This is a genomic window from Cryptosporangium japonicum (assembly GCF_039524755.1).
Lineage (GTDB): Bacteria > Actinomycetota > Actinomycetes > Mycobacteriales > Cryptosporangiaceae > Cryptosporangium > Cryptosporangium japonicum.
Map to the genome: position 1 here is coordinate 109,782 of NZ_BAAAGX010000008.1, position 17,810 is coordinate 127,591.

General features: G+C 72.6%; 16 protein-coding genes and 2 pseudogenes. 6 read left to right on the forward strand and 12 right to left on the reverse strand.

Annotated features, from left to right (window positions below):
• The 5 genes and pseudogenes from ABD437_RS10835 to ABD437_RS10855 form a co-directional block, all read left to right on the forward strand.
• Positions 1–200, forward strand: a pseudogene (locus ABD437_RS10835) (glycosyltransferase); the annotation flags it as partial.
• Positions 197–853 (forward strand): TIGR04282 family arsenosugar biosynthesis glycosyltransferase, encoded by a 657-nt coding sequence (locus ABD437_RS10840; protein ID WP_344648660.1) that lies wholly within the window; start codon positions 197–199, stop codon positions 851–853. The pseudogene ABD437_RS10835 and the gene ABD437_RS10840, both read left to right, overlap by 4 nt.
• Entirely contained in the window at positions 850–1,491 is a 642-nt protein-coding gene (locus tag ABD437_RS10845) for a methyltransferase domain-containing protein (protein WP_344648661.1), read from the forward strand. The genes ABD437_RS10840 and ABD437_RS10845 overlap by 4 nt, the downstream gene beginning before the upstream one ends.
• Positions 1,488–2,747 (forward strand): molybdopterin-dependent oxidoreductase, encoded by a 1,260-nt coding sequence (locus ABD437_RS10850; RefSeq protein WP_344648662.1) that lies wholly within the window; start codon positions 1,488–1,490, stop codon positions 2,745–2,747. The genes ABD437_RS10845 and ABD437_RS10850 overlap by 4 nt, the downstream gene beginning before the upstream one ends.
• Positions 2,744–3,172, forward strand: a complete 429-nt coding sequence (locus ABD437_RS10855; RefSeq protein ID WP_344648663.1) for a hypothetical protein — start codon at positions 2,744–2,746, stop codon at positions 3,170–3,172. The genes ABD437_RS10850 and ABD437_RS10855 overlap by 4 nt, the downstream gene beginning before the upstream one ends.
• Here the strand turns inward: ABD437_RS10855 and gcl are convergent.
• The 6 genes and pseudogenes from gcl to sucC form a co-directional block, all read right to left on the reverse strand.
• The gene (gcl, locus tag ABD437_RS10860) at positions 3,169–4,863 is read right to left on the reverse strand and encodes a glyoxylate carboligase (RefSeq protein ID WP_344648664.1); all 1,695 of its coding nucleotides are present in this window, start codon (positions 4,861–4,863) and stop codon (positions 3,169–3,171) included. The two genes, ABD437_RS10855 and gcl, sit on opposite strands and share 4 nt — an antisense overlap.
• The gene (locus ABD437_RS10865; protein ID WP_344648665.1) at positions 4,863–5,732 is read right to left on the reverse strand and encodes an NAD(P)-dependent oxidoreductase; all 870 of its coding nucleotides are present in this window, start codon (positions 5,730–5,732) and stop codon (positions 4,863–4,865) included. The genes gcl and ABD437_RS10865 overlap by 1 nt, the downstream gene beginning before the upstream one ends.
• A complete protein-coding gene (locus ABD437_RS10870; protein WP_344648666.1) occupies positions 5,729–6,526 on the reverse strand; it encodes a hydroxypyruvate isomerase family protein in 798 nt (265 codons plus the stop codon). Before ABD437_RS10870 ends, ABD437_RS10865 begins: the two co-directional genes overlap by 4 nt.
• A 62-nt stretch (positions 6,527–6,588) precedes the next feature.
• Positions 6,589–6,801: pseudogene (locus tag ABD437_RS10875) on the reverse strand (helix-turn-helix domain-containing protein); the annotation flags it as partial.
• Between the two features lie 42 nt (positions 6,802–6,843).
• Positions 6,844–7,722, reverse strand: a complete 879-nt coding sequence (gene sucD, locus ABD437_RS10880) for a succinate--CoA ligase subunit alpha (RefSeq protein ID WP_344648667.1) — start codon at positions 7,720–7,722, stop codon at positions 6,844–6,846.
• Position 7,723: 1 nt separating this feature from the next.
• The gene (gene sucC / locus ABD437_RS10885; protein WP_344648701.1) at positions 7,724–8,875 is read right to left on the reverse strand and encodes an ADP-forming succinate--CoA ligase subunit beta; all 1,152 of its coding nucleotides are present in this window, start codon (positions 8,873–8,875) and stop codon (positions 7,724–7,726) included.
• A 171-nt stretch (positions 8,876–9,046) separates the two neighbouring features.
• Here sucC and ABD437_RS10890 point away from each other — a divergent pair, with 171 nt between their 5' ends.
• Positions 9,047–10,780, forward strand: coding sequence for a thiamine pyrophosphate-binding protein (locus ABD437_RS10890; RefSeq protein ID WP_344648668.1), 1,734 nt, complete (start codon positions 9,047–9,049; stop codon positions 10,778–10,780).
• 108 nt (positions 10,781–10,888) lie between these two features.
• Here ABD437_RS10890 and ABD437_RS10895 read toward each other — a convergent pair whose 3' ends face one another.
• The 6 genes from ABD437_RS10895 to ABD437_RS10920 all read right to left on the reverse strand — a co-directional run bounded on the left by ABD437_RS10895 (position 10,889) and on the right by ABD437_RS10920 (position 17,793).
• Positions 10,889–11,635: a GntR family transcriptional regulator gene (locus ABD437_RS10895; RefSeq protein ID WP_344648669.1), complete on the reverse strand. Its 747-nt coding sequence runs from the start codon at positions 11,633–11,635 to the stop codon at positions 10,889–10,891.
• Positions 11,636–11,740: 105 nt separating this feature from the next.
• Positions 11,741–11,935: a formate dehydrogenase subunit delta gene (locus tag ABD437_RS10900; protein WP_344648670.1), complete on the reverse strand. Its 195-nt coding sequence runs from the start codon at positions 11,933–11,935 to the stop codon at positions 11,741–11,743.
• The gene (gene fdhF / locus ABD437_RS10905; RefSeq protein WP_344648671.1) at positions 11,935–14,712 is read right to left on the reverse strand and encodes a formate dehydrogenase subunit alpha; all 2,778 of its coding nucleotides are present in this window, start codon (positions 14,710–14,712) and stop codon (positions 11,935–11,937) included. The genes ABD437_RS10900 and fdhF overlap by 1 nt, the downstream gene beginning before the upstream one ends.
• Positions 14,709–16,280, reverse strand: a complete 1,572-nt coding sequence (locus ABD437_RS10910; protein WP_344648672.1) for a formate dehydrogenase beta subunit — start codon at positions 16,278–16,280, stop codon at positions 14,709–14,711. The genes fdhF and ABD437_RS10910 overlap by 4 nt, the downstream gene beginning before the upstream one ends.
• Positions 16,277–16,774 (reverse strand): NAD(P)H-dependent oxidoreductase subunit E, encoded by a 498-nt coding sequence (locus ABD437_RS10915; protein WP_344648673.1) that lies wholly within the window; start codon positions 16,772–16,774, stop codon positions 16,277–16,279. The genes ABD437_RS10910 and ABD437_RS10915 overlap by 4 nt, the downstream gene beginning before the upstream one ends.
• A 29-nt stretch (positions 16,775–16,803) precedes the next feature.
• A complete protein-coding gene (locus tag ABD437_RS10920; RefSeq protein ID WP_344648674.1) occupies positions 16,804–17,793 on the reverse strand; it encodes a 2-dehydropantoate 2-reductase in 990 nt (329 codons plus the stop codon).
• Between the last annotated feature and the right edge of the window lie 17 nt (positions 17,794–17,810).

The following is a 17,810-nucleotide window of genomic DNA, read 5'->3' on the forward strand; positions in this document are numbered from 1 at the left end:
TGCGCGCGCTGGACCTGACCGACCGGCGGTTCGGCTACCCGCTGGAGACGGTCGTCGCGGCCGCCGGGGCCGGGCTGCGGGTGTCCGAGGTGGACGTCGCCTACGCGCCGCGCACCGCCGGGAGCACGTCCAAGGTCACCGGCACGGTCGGCGGCACGCTCCGCACGGTCGTCGACATGGGGCGGGTGCTGACCCGGTGAACGTCCAGCTGCTCGTGCTCGCGAAAGCCCCGGTGGCGGGCCGGGTGAAGACCCGCCTGTGTCCACCGTGCACACCGGCGGAGGCGGCCGAGCTCGCGCGCGCCGCGCTCCAGGACACCCTGGACGCGGTGCGGGCCACCCCGGCGCGGCGCCGGGTGCTGGCGATCGACTCCCCCGGCGAGGTCGGTGACCTGCCGCTCCACGGCTTCGCGGTGATCCCGCAGCGCGGCCAGGGCCTGGCCGACCGGATCGCCGCCGCGTTCGCCGACGCCGCCGTGCCCGGCCTGGCCACCGTGCTGGTCGGCATGGACACCCCGCAGGTGGGGCCGGACCGGCTCGCGGCGGTCGGCGCGCGGCTCGACGGCGTCGACGCCGTGCTGGGTCCGGCCCTCGACGGCGGCTGGTGGACGCTGGGCCTGCACGATCCGCGTTACGCCGCGCTCCTGCGGACCGTCCCGATGTCCCGGCCGGACACCGGCCGCGCCACCCGGGCCGCGCTGAGCGCCGCCGGTCTGCGGATCGCCGACGCGCCCACCGAGCGCGACGTCGACACCGCGGCCGACGCCGCCGCCGTGGCCGCACGCGCGCCCGGGTCCCGGTTCGCGGCGACCTGGCGGCGGACCGCGGCGCGGGCGAAGGCCGGTGTCGCGTGACGTCGGCCGCGCGGTTGTACGGCGAGGGGATCACCGCGCTGGAGGCGGGCCGGCCGCACCGGCTGCTGGTCCGGAACGAGCGGGGCGACCTCGCGCCGCTCGCGCTCGACGACTGGCACCGCCCCGCCCGGCCCGGTGACCGCAGTCTGCTCGCGCGGTGCGTCGGCGCGACGCTGGACGCCGGCTGCGGCCCGGGCCGGCTGGCCGCCGCGCTCGCGCTCGCCGGTCGGCCGGTGCTGGCCGTCGACGTCGTCCCGGCCGCCGTCGCCGCGGCCGGCCGCCGGGGTGCCGCCGCGCTCCGCCGGTCGGTGTTCGGGCGGGTGCCCGGGGCGGGCCGGTGGACGTCGGTGCTGCTCGCGGACGGCAACATCGGGATCGGTGGCGACCCGGTGCGGTTGCTGCGCCAGGTCGCCGGGCTGCTGGGCGCGGCCGGGCGCGTCGTCGTCGAGCTGGTCCCGCCCGGGGCCGGTCGCCGCTACCGGTTCCGCCTCGAACACGGTCGCCGCTACAGCGAGTGGGTGCCGTGGGCGGACCTGGGCGCCGACGAGATCCACCGGGCCGCGGCCGCCGCCGGGCTCGTCGTCGACGAGGAGTGGGACACCGACGGACGGTGGTTCGCCACCCTGGTGCGCCCGTGAGCACGCAGCGGCGGGCACCGCTCTGGCGCCGGCCGTTCCCGGAGCCGCCGGCCGGGCTGCGCCGCGGACCGTTCGCGCCCGGGGCGATCCGGCCGGCCGGGCGCTCGGCGGCGCTCTCGGCCCGGCTCGGCCTCTGGCTCGGGGCCGCGTTCGGGATCTGCCTGGTCACCGGGCTGATCAGTCACGGGATCCAGCATCCGCCGTCCTGGTTCCTCTGGCCCACCCGGCCGGTGTCGCTCTACCGGGTCACCCAGGGGCTGCACGTGGCGACCGGGCTGGCCACCGTGCCGCTGCTGCTGGCGAAGCTCTGGGCGGTGTACCCGACGCTGTTCCGGTGGCCGCCGGCACGCGACGCCGCCGACCTGCTCGCCCGGTGCGCGCTGCTGGTGCTCGTCGCCGGGGCGGTGTTCGAGCTGGTCAGCGGCGTGCTGAACACCGCGCGCCAGTACGCGGTGATGGGGTTCGGGTTCCCGGCCGCGCACTACTGGACCGCCTGGATCACGACCGGCGCGCTGGTGATCCACATCGGAGCCCAGGCCGCCGTGGTCCGCCGCGTCCTGCGGGAGAGCCGCCGCCGCACGTCCGGCCCTCCGGACGACAGCGCGGCCGACCGGACCGCGGAGAACCCCGGCCGGGCCGGAAACGACGCCCCGGCCGATCCGGTGACGACCCGTCGGGCGGTGCTCGCCACGGTGGCGGCGGCGGCCGGTGCCGTGACGCTGGCGACCGTCGGCCAGACCGTGCGCCCGCTCAGCGGACTCTCGGTGCTGGCCCCGCGCCGGCCCGGCCTCGGCCCCCAGGGCCTGCCCGTCAACCGGTCCGCGGCCGGTGCCGGGGTGCTCGCGACCGCGACCCGCGACGACTACCGGCTGGTCGTGGCCGGCACCCGGACGCTCCGGCTCGGTCTCGACGCGCTCGCCGCGCTCCCCCAGCACACCGCCGACCTGCCGATCGCGTGCGTCGAGGGCTGGAGCGCGTCCGCGCGCTGGACCGGCGTGCGGCTGCGTGACCTGCTGGCCGAGGCCGGGGTGGCGCCCGGCGCGGACGTCCGGATCGAGTCGTTGCAGCGGTCCGGCGCCTACCGCGCGGCCACGCTCCCGGCGGCGTTCGCCCAGGACCCGCTGACGCTGCTCGCCCTGCGCCTGAACGGCGGGACGCTCCACCTCGACCACGGTTACCCGTGTCGTCTCATCGCCCCCAACCGGCCCGGGGTGCTGCAGACCAAGTGGGTGGCGTGGATCGGGGCGCACCGATGAGGCTCACCCTGCTCGGCACCGCGATCCTGCTCTACGGCGTGGTCGGCCTGCTCGGGTCGTCCGGTCCGTCGCCGCTCGGCCGCTGGCTGCTCCTCGTCGTGGTCGGGTGGCTCGCGGTCGACACGCTGCTCACCCCGGCCGTGATCGCAACCGGACGGTTGCTGCGTCGCCTGATCCCGGATCCGCCCGACGGCCGGGGGCGGCCGGGCCGGCGCCGGGCCGCGCGGATCCTGGTGGGCGCCGCGGCCGCGGTCAGCGGGGTGCTCGTGCTGGTGGCGCTGCCGTTCGTCGACGGCGGCGGACGGGACCCGTCGGTCCCGTCCGCGCTGCCGCTGGACTACGGCCGCAACCTGGTCCTGCTGCTCGCGGCCGGGTGGCTCGGCGTCGGCGCGGCCGTGGCCGTGCTGCTGCGCCGGCGCTCCTAGTTGGGTTCGAACTCCTGCACGGCGTCGATCGCGGGGCCGTGCGGGGTGTTCGCCTCGCGCTCGATCAGGATCTCGACGAGCGCCGGCCGGCTGGTGCGCACGGCTTCCTTGCGGGCCCACTCGATCGCGTCGCGGATCTCGCCGGGCTCGCTGACCCGGCGCCCGGAGCACCCGTAGGCCTCCATGATCTTGACGTTGTCGGTGCCGACGGTGTCGTAGTGGATGTCCACCTCGTAGTTCATGCCGTACGGGATCTCGGCCTGCCGGATCAGCCCGAGGTACTCGTTGTTCAGCATGATCAGCACGAACGGCACGTGGTACTGCGCCGCCACCGCCAGTTCCTCCACCAGGAACTGGAACGAGTAGTCGCCCACCACGCCGACGACCTCGGCGTCCGGCGCGGCCTTCTTGACGCCGATCGCGGCCGGGATCTCCCAGCCGAGCGGCCCGGCCTGCCCGCACACCTGGTAGCGCCGCGGCTCGTGCACCTTCTGGTGCTGCCCGCTCCAGATCTGGTAGAGCCCGATCGCGGTCACGAAGTACGTGTCCGGCCCGAACGCCTCGTTGATCTCCCGGTACACCCGCGGAGCCTTCACCGGGACGTCGTCGAAGTCCTCCCGGCGGGTCAGGGACCGGCGGAGGTGCTGCACCCGCGTCACCCAGCCGTTCGGCTGGCGTTTCGCGCGCCGGGCCCGGGCCGCCTCCAGCAGGGCACGCAGGAACAGCTTCGCGTCCGACACCACGCCCAGGTCCGGCCCGAAGACCTTCCCGAGCTGGGTCGGCTCGACGTCCACGTGGATGAACACCCGGTCGCCGCGGTACACGTCCAGCGCGCCGGTGTGCCGGTCGCCGAACCGCGCGCCGACCGCGAGCACCAGGTCGGACTCCAGGAACGACGCGTTGCCGTAGCGCTGCGAGGTCTGGATCCCGGTCATCCCGGCGTGCAGGCCGTGGTCGTCGTCGAGCGCGCCCTTGCCCATCAGCGTCACCTGCACCGGGATCTGCAGGTACTCGGCCAGCTCGCGCAGCTCGTCGGAGGCGTCGGCGAGGATGACGCCGCCACCGGCGAGGATCAGCGGGCGCTGCGCCGAGAGCAGGAGGTCCAGCGCGCGCTCCACCCGCGGCCCGTGCGGGGCGACCGGCGTGACCGGCAGCGGCGCGTCGATCGTCGCGTCCCATTCGATGAGCTGTTTCTGGACGTCGAGCGGGAGGTCGACGAGCACCGGGCCGGGACGCCCCTCGCGCGCGACCTGGAACGCTTTCCGCACGATCCACGGCACCTGCGCGGCTTCCTTGGCCTGCACGGCCCACTTCGTGACCGGCTTGGCGATCTCCACGATGTCGACGGCCTGGAACGCCTCCTGGTGCAGCTTGCTGGAGACGGCCTGGCCGGTGAAGCAGAGGATCGGGATCGAGTCGGCCTGCGCGGTGTAGAGGCCGGTGATCATGTTCGTGCCGGCCGGGCCGGACGTGCCGATCGCGACGCCGACGTTGCCGGTGGTGCGGGCCCACCCGTCGGCCATGTGGGTGGCGCCCTCCTCGTGGCGGACGACGAGGTGCTCGATGCCGCCGTGGTTCTGCAGCGCCGCGTAGAGGGGCAGGATGGCCGCGCCGGGGCAGCCGAAGACGGTGTCGACGCCCTCGGACTCGAGGATCTCGACGACGGCCTGCATCACGGGAACGGTGGGCATCAGGCCTCCCGGCCGGAGAGGGTTTCGGTGACCTTGAGGAGCGCGGAGTGGTCGAGCGAGCCGTGGCCCAGCGCGCGGGCGGCCGCGACCAGCTGGGCGACCAGGCCGGTGACCGGCAGCGCGACGTCGGCGTTACGTGCGGCGTCGAGCGCGATCGCCATGTCCTTGTGGTGCAGGTCGATGCGGAAGCCGGGCGTGAACTCGCGGGCGAGCATCGACTCGCGTTTGAGGTCGAGGATGCGGCTGGCCGCGAGCCCGCCGGCGAGCACGTCCAGCCCCGCCTTCGCGCCGACGTTCGAGCCTTCGAGCAGCACGATCGCTTCGCTGACCAGCGCGTAGATCCCGGCCACGACGAGCTGGTTCGCGGCCTTCACGACCTGGCCCGCGCCGGCCCCGCCGACGTGGCGGGGCGTACCCAGCACCTCGAGCAGCGGGCGGGCGGCCGCGAACGTGGCCTCGTCGCCGCCGACCATGATCGAGAGCGTGGCCTGCTGGGCGCCGGTCTGGCCGCCGGAGACCGGCGCGTCGAGCACCCGGACGCCGGTCGCCGCGCCCTCGGCCGCCAGGCGCACCGACGTCTCGGGCCGGATCGAGCTCATGTCGACGAACAGGGTGTCCGGGGGCAGCGCGGGGAGCACCTGCGCGGCGACCTCCTCGACCTGCGGGTGGTTCGGCAGCATCGTGATCACGACGTCCGCGCTGCGCACCGCGTCGGCCACCGACGCCGCCGGGCGGCCGCCGTCCGCCGCGAACGCCTCCACCGCCGGGGTGGAGACGTCGAACCCGGTGACGTCGTGCCCGGCCTTGAGCAGGTGCCGGGCCATCGGGGCACCCATGACCCCGAGCCCGATGAACCCGATCGCGCTCACGACGCCACCTCCGCACGCGCGAGCCACCCGAAGCTGTCGGCGCTGGGACCGTCGGGGGTGTACTCGAGACCCACCCAGCCCGGGTAGCCGTTCGCGGTGAGGTGGTCGAGGTGGTCGAACAGTGGCAGGGAGCCGGTGCCCGGTTGATGGCGTCCGGGGGCGTCGGCGATCTGGACGTGGCCGATCCGGGCGGTGTGGTCGGTGATCAGCGCGTCGAGGTCGTCGCCGTTCACCGCGAGGTGGTACAGGTCGGCGAGCAGGCGGAGGTTCGTCCGGCCGGGCAGCCGGTCGATCACCGCGAACGCGTCCGCCGCCGTCCGCAGCGGGTACCGGGGGGTGCCCGACAGCGGTTCGATCAGCACGGTGCCCTCGATCCGGGAGACCGCGTGCGCGGCGAGCACCAGCGCCTCCACCGCCACGTCGTCCTGCTCACCGGGATCGACGCCGCCGAGGCGGTTGCCGTAGAGCGCGTTGAACGCCCGGCACCCGAGCTGCGCGCCGATCCCGACGGCGACGTTCACGCTGTCGAGGAACTCACCGGTCCGGCCGGGCCAGGAGAGCACGCCCCGGTCACCGCCGGGCAGGTCGCCGGCGAAGAAGTTCAGCCCGACGAGCTGGACACCGGCGTCGCGCACGGCCGTGACGAACCGGTCGATCTCGCCGTCGGAGGGCACCGCGTCGGCGAACGGCCACCAGAACTCGACCGCGTCGAACCCGGCGGCGCGCGCGGCCGCCGGCCGTTCCAGCAGCGGCAACTCGGTGAAGAGGATGGAGAGGTTCACGTCATAGCGCATATTGAATCCTGTATGCAGTCAGCGGACACGGAGAGCCGGGAACGCGCCGGTCAGGACGTCGGCGGCTCGGCCTCGAGAAGATCAGCGATCTTGCAGTTCAGCGCCGTACAGATCATGTCGAGCTCGTCGAGCCGCACCGTGCTCGGCGTCCCGTTCCACCAGGAGGCGACCTTGCTCAGCGACGGCGAGTACCCGGCGGCGCGGCACGCCTGCAGCAGATCCGCCGGACGCCAGATGTCAGCGTTCGCGGCTACCCACCGCAGATTCCACCGCACCGCACGCTCCCCTCGCCGTCGAGAGATCGCCGGAAACGAACGTTATAGCAACGCTCGAAGCAATTTCGCCGTCTCCGTAGGAGTTCGTCCAACTCGGACCCCGGCGGCTTCCAGCGCCTTCTGTTTCGCCTCGGCCGTGCCCGACGATCCGCTCACGATCGCCCCGGCGTGCCCCATCGTCTTGCCCTCCGGGGCGGTGAACCCGGCCACGTACCCGACGACCGGCTTCGTCACGTGGGCGGCGATGTAGTCGGCGGCCCGCTCCTCGGCGTCGCCGCCGATCTCGCCGATCATCACGATCGCGTCGGTCTCCGGGTCGTCCTGGAAGGCCTGCAGGCAGTCGACGTGGGGGGTGCCCACGATCGGGTCGCCGCCGATCCCGACGCAGGTGGAGAACCCGAGGTCACGCAGCTCGTACATGAGCTGGTAGGTCAGCGTGCCGGACTTCGACACCAGCCCGACCCGGCCCGGGCCGGTGATGTCGGCCGGGATGATGCCGGCGTTCGACTTCCCCGGGCTGATCAGGCCGGGACAGTTCGGCCCGATGATGCGGGTGGTGTTCCCGGCCGCCACCGCGTGCGCCCACAGCGCCGCGGTGTCGTGCACCGGGACGCCCTCGGTGATCACGACCGCGAGGCCGATCCCGGCGTCGACCGCCTCCAGCCCCGCGGCCAGCGTGAACGCGGGTGGCACGAAGATCACCGTGGTGTCGGCGCCGGTCTCGCGCATCGCGTCGGCCACGCCGGCGAACACCGGCAGCTTCACCCCGTCGAAGTCCGCGGTGGTCCCGGCTTTCCGCGGGTTGACGCCGCCGACGACGGTGGTGCCCGCGGTGAGCATCCGGCGGGTGTGTTTCGTGCCTTCGGCGCCGGTCATCCCCTGGACGATCACCCGGCTGTTCTCGGTCAGAAAGATCGCCATCTCACGCCTCCCGGCCCGCGAGTTCGGCCGCGCGTGCGGCCGCCGAGTCCATCGTGTCCACGAGTTCGAGCCCCGGTAGCCCGGCGGCGCGCAGGATGCGGCGCCCCTCGTCCGCGCGGTTGCCGTCGAGCCGGACGACGACCGGCCGGTCCACGGGCTCGCCGCGGCTCTCGAGCAGGGCGAACGCACGCACGATGCCGTCGGCGACCAGGTCGCAGGCGGTGATGCCGCCGAAGACGTTGACCAGCACGCTGCGGACGCCCGGGTCGGCCAGGACGACCTCCAGGGCGTTGGCCATCACCTCGGCCGAGGCGCCGCCGCCGATGTCGAGGAAGTTCGCGGGCCGGGCCCCGGCCAGCGCGACCACGTCCAGCGTGGACATGACCAGGCCGGCGCCGTTGCCGATCACGCCCACCGCGCCGTCGAGCCGGACGTAGTTCAGGTCCTTGGCGTGCGCGCGGGCCTCCAGCGGGTCGGCCGTGTCGTGGTCCTGCAGGCCGGCGTGGGTGGCGTGCCGGATCCCCGCGTTGTCGTCGAGCGTCACCTTGCCGTCGAGCGCGACGATCGCCCCGTCGGCGTCACGCACCAGCGGGTTGACCTCCACCAGCAGGGCGTCCTCGGCGACGAACGTCGACCAGAGTTTCTCGACGGCCTCCACCGCCTGCTCGGGCAGCCCGACCGCCGCGACGATCTCCCGCGCCTTGGCGGTGTCGACGCCGGTCAGCGGATCGATCGGCACCCGCACCAGCGCCTCGGGGTTCGTGGCCGCTGTCTCTTCGATCTCGACCCCGCCCGCCAGCGACGCCAGGGCGAGGAACGTGCGGTTCGTCCGGTCGAGGAGGTAGGAGAAGTAGTACTCGTCGGCGATGTCGGTCGCGGTGGTGACCAGCACCCGGTTCACCCGGTGACCTTTGATGTCCATACCCAGGATGTCCTGGGCCTTCGCCCCGGCCTCGTCGGCGTTCCGCGCGAGCTTGACCCCGCCGGCCTTGCCGCGGCCGCCGGTCTTCACCTGGGCCTTGACGACGACCGGGCGGCCGAGTTCGGTCGCCGCCTCCCGGGCCGCCTCCGGGGTGGTGACCACGACACCCGGCAGCACCGGGACGTCGTGGGCCTCGAACAGATCGCGTGCCTGGTACTCGTACAGGTCCACAGCCATCGTCCTCCGGTTGAGGGAACCCCAGCGTAACGGCGTTGCCATACTGTATGCAATATTCCCGTCGACAATCTCCTCTGGACAGCCCCTCGTCACCGGGGGACCATGGGGACGCCGCATACGGTATGCAGTCTTCAATCCGCGGCACGATCGAGGAGTTGAGGAACCATGAGTCAGACCACTACGGAGCCCGTGACGGCCGAGGCCGCCGACACCGCGGCGATCCTGCAGGCGCGTAGCGGCGACCCGGATCGCATCTCCGGGGGGCACCTGGTCGCCAAAGCGCTCAAGGCCGAAGGCGTCGACGTGATCTTCACCCTCTGCGGCGGGCACATCATCGACATCTACGACGGGTGTGTCGACGAGGGCATCGCGGTGGTCGACGTCCGGCACGAGCAGGTCGCGGCGCACGCGGCCGACGGGTACGCCCGGGTCACCGGCAAGCCCGGCGTCGCGGTCGTCACCGCCGGGCCCGGCACCACCGACGCGGTCACCGGCGTGGCGAACGCGTTCCGCGCCGAGAGCCCGATGTTGCTGATCGGCGGCCAGGGCGCGCTGAGCCAGCACAAGATGGGCTCACTGCAGGACCTGCCGCACGTCGACATGATGACGCCGATCACGAAGTTCGCCGCGACCGTGCCGCACACCACGCGCAGCGCCGACATGGTCTCGATGGCGTTCCGCGAGTGCTACGCCGGGGCGCCCGGCCCGTCGTTCCTGGAGATCCCCCGGGACGTGCTGGACGCCGAGGTGGACCTGAAGGACTGCACGATCCCCGAGCCCGGCGGGTACCGGGCCTCCACCAGGAGCGCCGGCGACCCGGCGGCGGTGCAGCGGCTGGCCGACATCCTGCAGCGCGCGGAGAAGCCCGCGGTGCTGCTGGGTTCCCAGGTGTGGACCGGCCGCGGCACCGACGCGGCGATCGAGTTCGCGCGGACGCTCGACATCCCGGTGTTCATGAACGGGTCCGCGCGCGGCTCGCTGCCGCCCGGCGACCCGCACCACTTCCACCTCTCCCGCCGGTACGCGTTCAACCAGGCCGACGTGATCCTCATCGTCGGCACGCCGTTCGACTTCCGGATGGGCTACGGGCGCCGCCTCCCCCGGGGCGCGACCGTCGTCCAGATCGACATGGACTACCGCACGGTCGGGAAGAACCGGGACATCGACCTGGGCATCGTGGGCGACCCCGGCGCGGTGCTGGCCGCCGTGACCAGGGCCGTGACCGGTCCGGTGACCAGCCGGAAGGCGTGGTTCGAGGAGCTGCGCGCCGAGGAGAACGCGGCGTATCAGAAGCGGCTGCCCCGGCAGCTCTCCGACGCCTCCCCGATCCACCCGCTGCGCCTCGCGCACGAGATCAACGAGTTCCTCACGCCGGACTCGATCTACATCGGCGACGGCGGCGACATCGTCACGTTCTCCGGCGGGGTCGTGCAGCCGAAGTCCCCCGGGCACTGGATGGACCCGGGGCCGCTCGGCACGCTCGGCGTCGGCGTGCCGTTCGTGCTGGCGGCGAAGTACGCCCGGCCCGACAAGGAGATCGTGGCGCTCTTCGGCGACGGGGCGTTCTCGCTGACCGGCTGGGACTTCGAGACGCTGGTGCGGTTCAACCTGCCGTTCGTCGGCGTGGTGGGCAACAACTCGTCGATGAACCAGATCCGCTACGGGCAGATGCGCAAGTACGGCGAGGCCCGCCAGCGGGTCGGCAACACGCTCGGCGACGTGCGCTACGACGAGTTCGCCCGGATGCTCGGCGGTTACGGCGAGGAGGTGCGCGACCCGGCGGACATCGGGCCGGCGCTCCGGCGGGCCCGCGAGTCGGGCCTGCCGTCGCTGATCAACGTCTGGGTCGACCCCGACGCGTACGCCCCGGGAACGATGAACCAGACGATGTACAAGTAAGACATCGAACGGCGCCCGCGGCATGGCCGCGGGCGCCGGTGTTTGTCCTACGGACCTGGAGCCCGCTCAGGGCGGCGCTGACGGCCGCGCGCAAGGACGCCTCGACCTTTACGCGGTCTCAAGTCCTTGCGCGCGGCCGTCAGCGTCGTTCTGAGCGGGCCGCGCACCGGCCTCCGCCGCGCGCACGTGGTACGTCTTCCTCGTGCGCTCGGTGTGTTTGCGCATCAGGTCGCCGGCCTTGCGGGTGTTGCCGCCGGCGATCGTCTCGATGAGTTCGCGGTGCTCGTCCCACGCCTCGCGGCCGCGTGAGCGGGCGATCGGGCGGTAGTACCAGCGCACCCGGCTGTCGACGAGCGCGATCAGCTCACCCAGCACCTTGTTGCCCGACATCTCCATGATCTGCCGGTGCAGCGCGGCGTTCGCGGCGACCATGCCCGCGTCGTCGTCCGCCGCGACGGCCTGTTCGCCGACCGCCTGGAGCTCCCACAGCTGCTCGACGAGCGCCGGGGTGGCGTTCGCGGCCGCGAGCCGGGCCGACTCCGCCTCGAGCAGCGTGCGGGTGGCGAGCAGCTGGTCGGCCTCGTCGGCCGTCGGGGTGTGCACGAACGCGCCGAGACCGGGGCGCAGATCGACCCAGCCCTCGGAGTGCAGCCGCTGCAACGCCTCGCGCACCGGCTGGCGGGAGACACCGAGTTGCGCGGCGAGCTCCTGCTCGACGAGGTGCTCACCCGGCTGGAGCTCGCCGGTGATGATCATGTCGGCGATCTCGTCGGTGACCACCTGACGCAGCGGCGCCGGCCGCTCGAGCGGCTTGCGCCGGGAAGCCCGCCGGCCCACCGGGCTCATCTCGCTCATCGATCCTCCGGCGGTGAAGTAAGTCCTCGGTTTCTAGCATACAGTCGCTGGGATACCGCATGCGCAGGTCAGTGGTCCGCGCCACGGCGCGGACCACTGACTCGGCTAGCGCAGGCGCGCGGCCGCGGCGGCGGGCAGCGGGTCGAGGTCACCCGCGTCGGCGAGCGCCAGGAGGTGCGCACGCATCCGCGGGTCCCAGAACCGGCGCACGTGATCCGCGACCGCGTCCGCCGCCGCCTCGTCCGGCAGATGCCCGAACTGGCGCGCGATGTCGTTCACCAACCGCAGCTCCGGGACCATCAATCGACACCCGCCGGAACGGGGGCGGAGAGCGACACCTGGACGGCGGTCACCTTGTACTCCGGGCAGTTCGTGGCCCAGTCGGAGTGCTCGGTCGTCACGACGTTCGCTCCGGTGATCGGATGGTGGAACGTGGTGTAGACGACGCCGACCGGCATCCGGTCGGAAATCGTCGCCCGCAGGGTCGTCTCCCCCACCCGGCTGGCCAGCGTGACCAGTGCGCCGTCCTCGATCCCGCGCTCCGACGCGTCGTGCGGATGCAGTTCGAGCAGGTCCTCCGGGTGCCAGGCCACGTTGCCGGTGCGCCGGGTCTGCGCGCCGACGTTGTACTGGCTCAGGATCCGCCCGGTGGTGAGCACCAGCGGGAACCGCCGCGTGGTGCGCTCCTCGGTGGCCACGAACGCCGTGCGCACGAACTTCCCGCGGCCGCGCGTGAACTCGTCGACGTGCATGATCGGGGTGCCTTCCGGCGCCGACGCGTTGCACGGCCACTGGATGCTGCCGAGCTTGTCCAGCGCCTCGAACGACACCCCGGCGAACGTCGGCGTCATGGCCGCGATCTCGTCCATGATCTCCGACGGGTGCGAGTACGCCATCGGATACCCCATGGCGGTCGCGATCTCCGAGACGATCTCCCACTCGGCCTTGCCGGTCTTCGCCGGCATCACCGCACGGACCCGGTTGATGCGCCGCTCGGCGTTGGTGAACGTGCCGTCCTTCTCCAGGAACGACGCACCGGGCAGGAACACGTGCGCGAACTTCGCGGTCTCGTTCAGGAACAGGTCCTGCACGACGACCAGCTCCATCGCCGAGAGCGCCGCGGTCACGTGCTGAAGGTTCGGGTCGGACTGCGCGATGTCCTCACCGTGGACGAACAGCCCGCGGAACGACCCGTCGATCGCGGCGTCGAACATGTTCGGGATGCGCAGCCCGGGTTCGGGAAGGATCGACACGTCCCAGCGCGACTCGAACTGCCCGCGCACGACGTCGTCGGAGACGTGGCGGTAGCCCGGCAGTTCGTGCGGGAACGAACCCATGTCGCAGGAGCCCTGGACGTTGTTCTGCCCGCGCAGCGGGTTCACGCCCACCCCGTCGCGGCCGACGTTGCCGGTGGCCATCGCGAGGTTGGCCAGGCCCATCACCATCGTCGAGCCCTGGCTGTGCTCGGTGACGCCGAGGCCGTAGTAGATGGCCCCGTTGGGGGCGGACGCGTAGAGCCGGGCCGCCGCGCGCACCGAGGCCGCCGGCACGCCGGTGATGCGCTCCACCGCCTCCGGGCTGTTCTCCGGCCCCGCGATGAACGCGGCCCACTCCTCGTACCCTTCGCAGCGTTCAGCCACGAAGTCCTCGGACACCAGGCCTTCGGTCACCACGACGTGCGCCAGAGCGTTGACGATCGCGACGTTCGTGCCCGGCGTGAGCTGCAGGTGGTGGGCGGCCTCGACGTGCGGGGACCGCACCAGGTCGATCCGCCGCGGGTCGACCACGATCAGCTGCGCACCCTCACGCAGGCGGCGCTTCATCCGGGATGCGAACACCGGGTGCCCGTCGGTGGGGTTCGCCCCGATCACCATGATGACGTCGGCGAGCGCGACCGACTTGAAGTCCTGCGTGCCGGCCGACTCGCCGAACGTCTGCTTCAGGCCGTAGCCGGTCGGTGAGTGGCAGACCCGCGCGCAGGTGTCGACGTTGTTGTTGCCGAACGCCGCGCGCACCATCTTCTGGACGACCCAGACCTCCTCGTTCGTGCAGCGCGACGAGGAGATCGCGCCGATCGCGCCGGCGCCGTAGCGGTCCTGGATGCCCCGGAAGCCGGACGCGACGGTGCTGATCGCCTCCTCCCAGGACACCTCGCGCCACGGGTCGGTGATCGACTCGCGCACCATCGGGTTGAGCACCCGGTCGGGGTGGGTGGCGTACCCGAACGCGAACCGGCCCTTCACGCACGAGTGGCCCTCGTTCGCGCCGCCGTCCTTGTGCGGCACCATCCGCACCAGCTCGGTGCCGCGCAGCTCGGCCTTGAACGAACAGCCGACGCCGCAGTACGCGCACGTGGTGATCACCGTGCGCGAGGGCATGCCCAGCTCGACGACGGACTTCTCCTGCAACGTCGCGGTGGGGCAGGCCTGGACGCAGGCCCCGCAGGACACGCACTCGGAGTCCAGGAACGACGTCGGGCCGGGCGCGACCTTGGACTCGAAGCCGCGGTTCGCGATCGTCAGCGCGAGCGTGCCCTGGACCTCGTCACAGGCACGTACGCAGCGCGAACAGGCGATGCACTTGGACTCGTCGAAGTCGAAGTAGGGGTTGCTGGTGTCCGTGGGCGCGTCGAGGTGGTTCGCGCCCTCGTACCCGTAACGCACCTCGCGCAGGCCGACCGTGCCGGCCATGTCCTGCAGCTCGCAGTCGCCGTTGGCCGGGCAGGTCAGGCAGTCCAGCGGGTGGTCGGAGATGTAGAGCTCCATCACGCCCCGGCGCAGCCGCTCGAGGTGCGGCGACTGGGTGCGGATCTTCATGCCGTCCGCCACCGGCGTGGTGCAGGAGGCCGGTGTGCCCTTGCGTCCGTCGATCTCGACGACGCACAGCCGGCAGGAGCCGAACGCCTCCAGCGAGTCGGTGGCACAGAGTTTCGGGATGTTCACGCCCGCCTGGGCGGACGCCCGCATCACCGAGGTACCCGGTGGCACCGCGACCGGTAACCCGTCCACCTCGACGGTGACGGTGGCTTCCCCGGGCCGCGCAGGCGTGCCGAAGTCGGGCTCTTTGAGAAGCGTCATGAGGGGGCCTCCGTGCGGGATGCTTCCTTGGCGGCGTTTTCGGGCACCGGCTGCACCGGGCGTGGATCGAAGTCGGTGGGGAAATGGGTGAGGGCGCTGCGTACCGGCATGGGCGTCAGGCCGCCCATCGCGCACAGCGAGCCGTCGGTCATCAGCACGCACAGGTCCTCCAGCAGGACCAGGTTCTTCTCCCGGTCCTCGCCGGTGCGGATGCGGTCGATCACCTCGACACCGCGGACCGCGCCGACCCGGCAGGGCGTGCACTTGCCGCACGACTCCTCGGCGCAGAACTCGAACGCGAACCGGGCCTGCGCGGCCATGTCGACGGTGTCGTCGAACACGACGACCCCGCCGTGGCCCAGCATCGCGCCGGCCGCCGCGAACGACTCGTACTCCAGCGGCAACCCGAACTGCGACGTCGGCACGTAGGCGCCGAGCGGGCCACCCACCTGGACGGCACGCACCGGGCGGCCGGAACGGGTGCCGCCGCCGTAGTCGTGCACGAGTTCGCCGAGCGTGAGCCCGAACGCGGTCTCGACGATGCCGCCGCGGGAGACGTTGCCGCCGAGCTGGAACACCTGGGTTCCGCGCGAGCGCTCCAGGCCGAGCTTCCGGTACGCCGCGGCCCCGGACGACAGGATCGCCGGCACGGTGGCCAGCGTCAGCACGTTGTTGACGACCGTCGGCTTGCCGAACAGGCCCTCGATCGCCGGGATCGGCGGCTTGGCGCGCACCATGCCCCGCTTGCCCTCGAGCGATTCCAGCATCGAGGTTTCCTCGCCGCAGATGTAGGCGCCGGCGCCGACCCGGACGTGCAGCGCGAAGTTCAGGTCGGACCCGAGGATCCCGGGCCCGAGCCAGCCCCGCGACGCGGCCAGGTCGATCGCCGTCCGGAACGTCGCCACCGCGTCCGGGTACTCCGAGCGGATGTAGACGTACCCCTCGGTGGCTCCCACCGCGTGCGCGGCGATCGTCATGCCCTCGATCAGCGCGAACGGGTCGCCCTCGAGCATCATCCGGTCGGCGAACGTGCCGCTGTCGCCCTCGTCGGCGTTGGCGCAGACGAACTTCAGCGGACCGTCGCAGCCGAGCACGGTTCTCCACTTGATCCCGGCCGGGAAGCCGGCACCGCCGCGGCCACGCAGCCCCGACTCGGTGACCTCCTCGACGACCTCCTCGGGACGCAGCGACAGCGCGCGACGCAGGCCGGCGAGCCCACCGTGCGCGAGATAGTCGTCCGGGGAGAGCGGATCGATCACGCCCATCCGGGCGAACGTGATCCGGTTCTGCCGGGCCAGCCACGGGATGTCGTCCACGACGCCGACGCGCAGCGGATGGGCTCCGCCGTCGGGCATCCCGGCGGCCAGCAGCCCCGGGACGTCGGCCTCGGTGACCGGGCCGTAGCCCACCCGGCCCGACGGCGTGTCGACCTCGACGAACGGCTCGAGCCAGAACATCCCCCGCGACCCGGTGCGCACCACCTCGACGCCGAGCCCCAGCAGGGCGTCGGCCACCTCGTCGGCGCCCACCGACCGGGCCGAGGAGTCACGCGGCACGTAGACGCTCACGACAGCACCTCCCGGAGCTGGTCCGGGGTGACCCGGCCGCGCACCCGGCCGTCGACCTCGACCGACGGACCGAGCGCGCAGTTACCCAGGCAGAACACGTGCTCGGCGCGCTCACCGGCCGCCTCGACCAGCTCCTGCGCGCCGACCGCCTGGCAGGCCTCGGCCCGGCAGATCCGCACGGTTCGTGTCTCCCGCGGCGCGGCCCGGAAGTCGGTGTAGAACGTGATCACGCCGTGCACCTCGGCCCGCGACAGGTTCAGCTCGTGCGCGAGGATCGGCGTCGCGTCGGCCGGCACGTACCCGAGCTCGTCCTGCAACGCGTGCAGCACCGGCAGCAGCGGTCCGCGCCAGTCGCGATGAGCCTCCACGACTCTGCGCACGGTGAGCACCAGCTGCGGGTCGAGGCCGGCGAGCGGGTTCGCCGGTTCGGTTCGCCGCCTCCGCCGGAGCGCTGGGGGCTCCAGCGCGGCGCGCGACTCGTCGGTCCGTGTCATCCGTGCCTCCTGTTGCGGTCGGCGACGAGTCAGGCGACCGGGACGGGTGTCCCGGTCACCGTGCGCGCCAGCAGATCGACCGCGGCGTAGACGTTGCGCAGCGTGGGAGCGGGAACTCCGGTCAGCGTCGCGATCTCCACGACCGCGCCGATGATCGCCTCGAGTTCGAGTACTTTGCCCGCTTCCAGATCCTGGAGAGTGGACGTCTTGTGGTGGCCAACGCGGGCGGCACCGGCGATGCGGCGGTCGATCGAGATCGACGGATGGCACCCGGTCGCGCCCGCGATCGCGACCGTCTCACGCATCATCTCGGCGATCAGGCCACGGACACCGGGGTGTCCGCACATCTCGATCATGGTAGCCCTGGTCAGGGCGGACAACGGATTGAATGCGACGTTGCCCATCAGCTTGACCCAGATGTCGTCGCGCAGATTCGGCTCGACCGGACACTTGAGACCGCCGGCCACCATCGCGTCACTGAACGCGCGGCACCGGTCGGAGACCGCGCCGGACGGCTCGCCGATCGAGAACCGGGTGCCCTCGAGGTGCCGGATGACGCCCGGCGACTCGATCTCGGTCGAGCAGTAGACGACGCAGCCGATCGCCCGGCGCACCGGGAGCACCTCGGAGACGGCACCGCCGGGGTCGACCGCTTCGATGCGGTGGTCACGCAGCGGCCCGGACAGCCCGTGGAAGTACCACCACGGGATCCCGTTCTGCGCCGCGATCACCGCGGTGTCCGGGCCGAGCAGCGGTTCGATCAGCGCGCCGCTCCCGGCGTACTGGTGGGCTTTGAGGCCCAGGAAGACGTAGTCGACCGGGCCGATCTCGTGGGGGTCGTCGGTGGCACGGGCGGCGGCGGTGAAGTTTCCCCGGGGGCTGAGCACGCGGACGCCGTCGCGTCGCAACGCCTCCAGGTGCGCTCCCCGGGCGATCAGGTGGACGTCGGCGCCCCCGCGGTGCAGGGCCGCGCCGACGTAGGCACCGATCGCTCCGGCGCCGAGCACGGCGATCCTCATGGTGGTGTTCCCCTTCG

Bases quoted from the DNA above. Each gene is read 5' to 3' on its own strand.
- ABD437_RS10855 (WP_344648663.1), top strand. From the start codon at position 2,744: ATGAGGCTCACCCTGCTCGGCACCGCGATCCTGCTCTACGGCGTGGTC.
- gcl (WP_344648664.1), bottom strand. From the start codon at position 4,863: ATGCCCACCGTTCCCGTGATGCAGGCCGTCGTCGAGATCCTCGAGTCC.
- ABD437_RS10870 (WP_344648666.1), bottom strand. From the start codon at position 6,526: ATGCGCTATGACGTGAACCTCTCCATCCTCTTCACCGAGTTGCCGCTG.
- sucD (WP_344648667.1), bottom strand. From the start codon at position 7,722: ATGGCGATCTTTCTGACCGAGAACAGCCGGGTGATCGTCCAGGGGATG.
- ABD437_RS10890 (WP_344648668.1), top strand. From the start codon at position 9,047: ATGAGTCAGACCACTACGGAGCCCGTGACGGCCGAGGCCGCCGACACC.
- ABD437_RS10895 (WP_344648669.1), bottom strand. From the start codon at position 11,635: ATGAGCGAGATGAGCCCGGTGGGCCGGCGGGCTTCCCGGCGCAAGCCG.
- ABD437_RS10900 (WP_344648670.1), bottom strand. From the start codon at position 11,935: ATGGTCCCGGAGCTGCGGTTGGTGAACGACATCGCGCGCCAGTTCGGG.
- fdhF (WP_344648671.1), bottom strand. From the start codon at position 14,712: ATGACGCTTCTCAAAGAGCCCGACTTCGGCACGCCTGCGCGGCCCGGG.
- ABD437_RS10915 (WP_344648673.1), bottom strand. From the start codon at position 16,774: ATGACACGGACCGACGAGTCGCGCGCCGCGCTGGAGCCCCCAGCGCTC.
- ABD437_RS10920 (WP_344648674.1), bottom strand. From the start codon at position 17,793: ATGAGGATCGCCGTGCTCGGCGCCGGAGCGATCGGTGCCTACGTCGGC.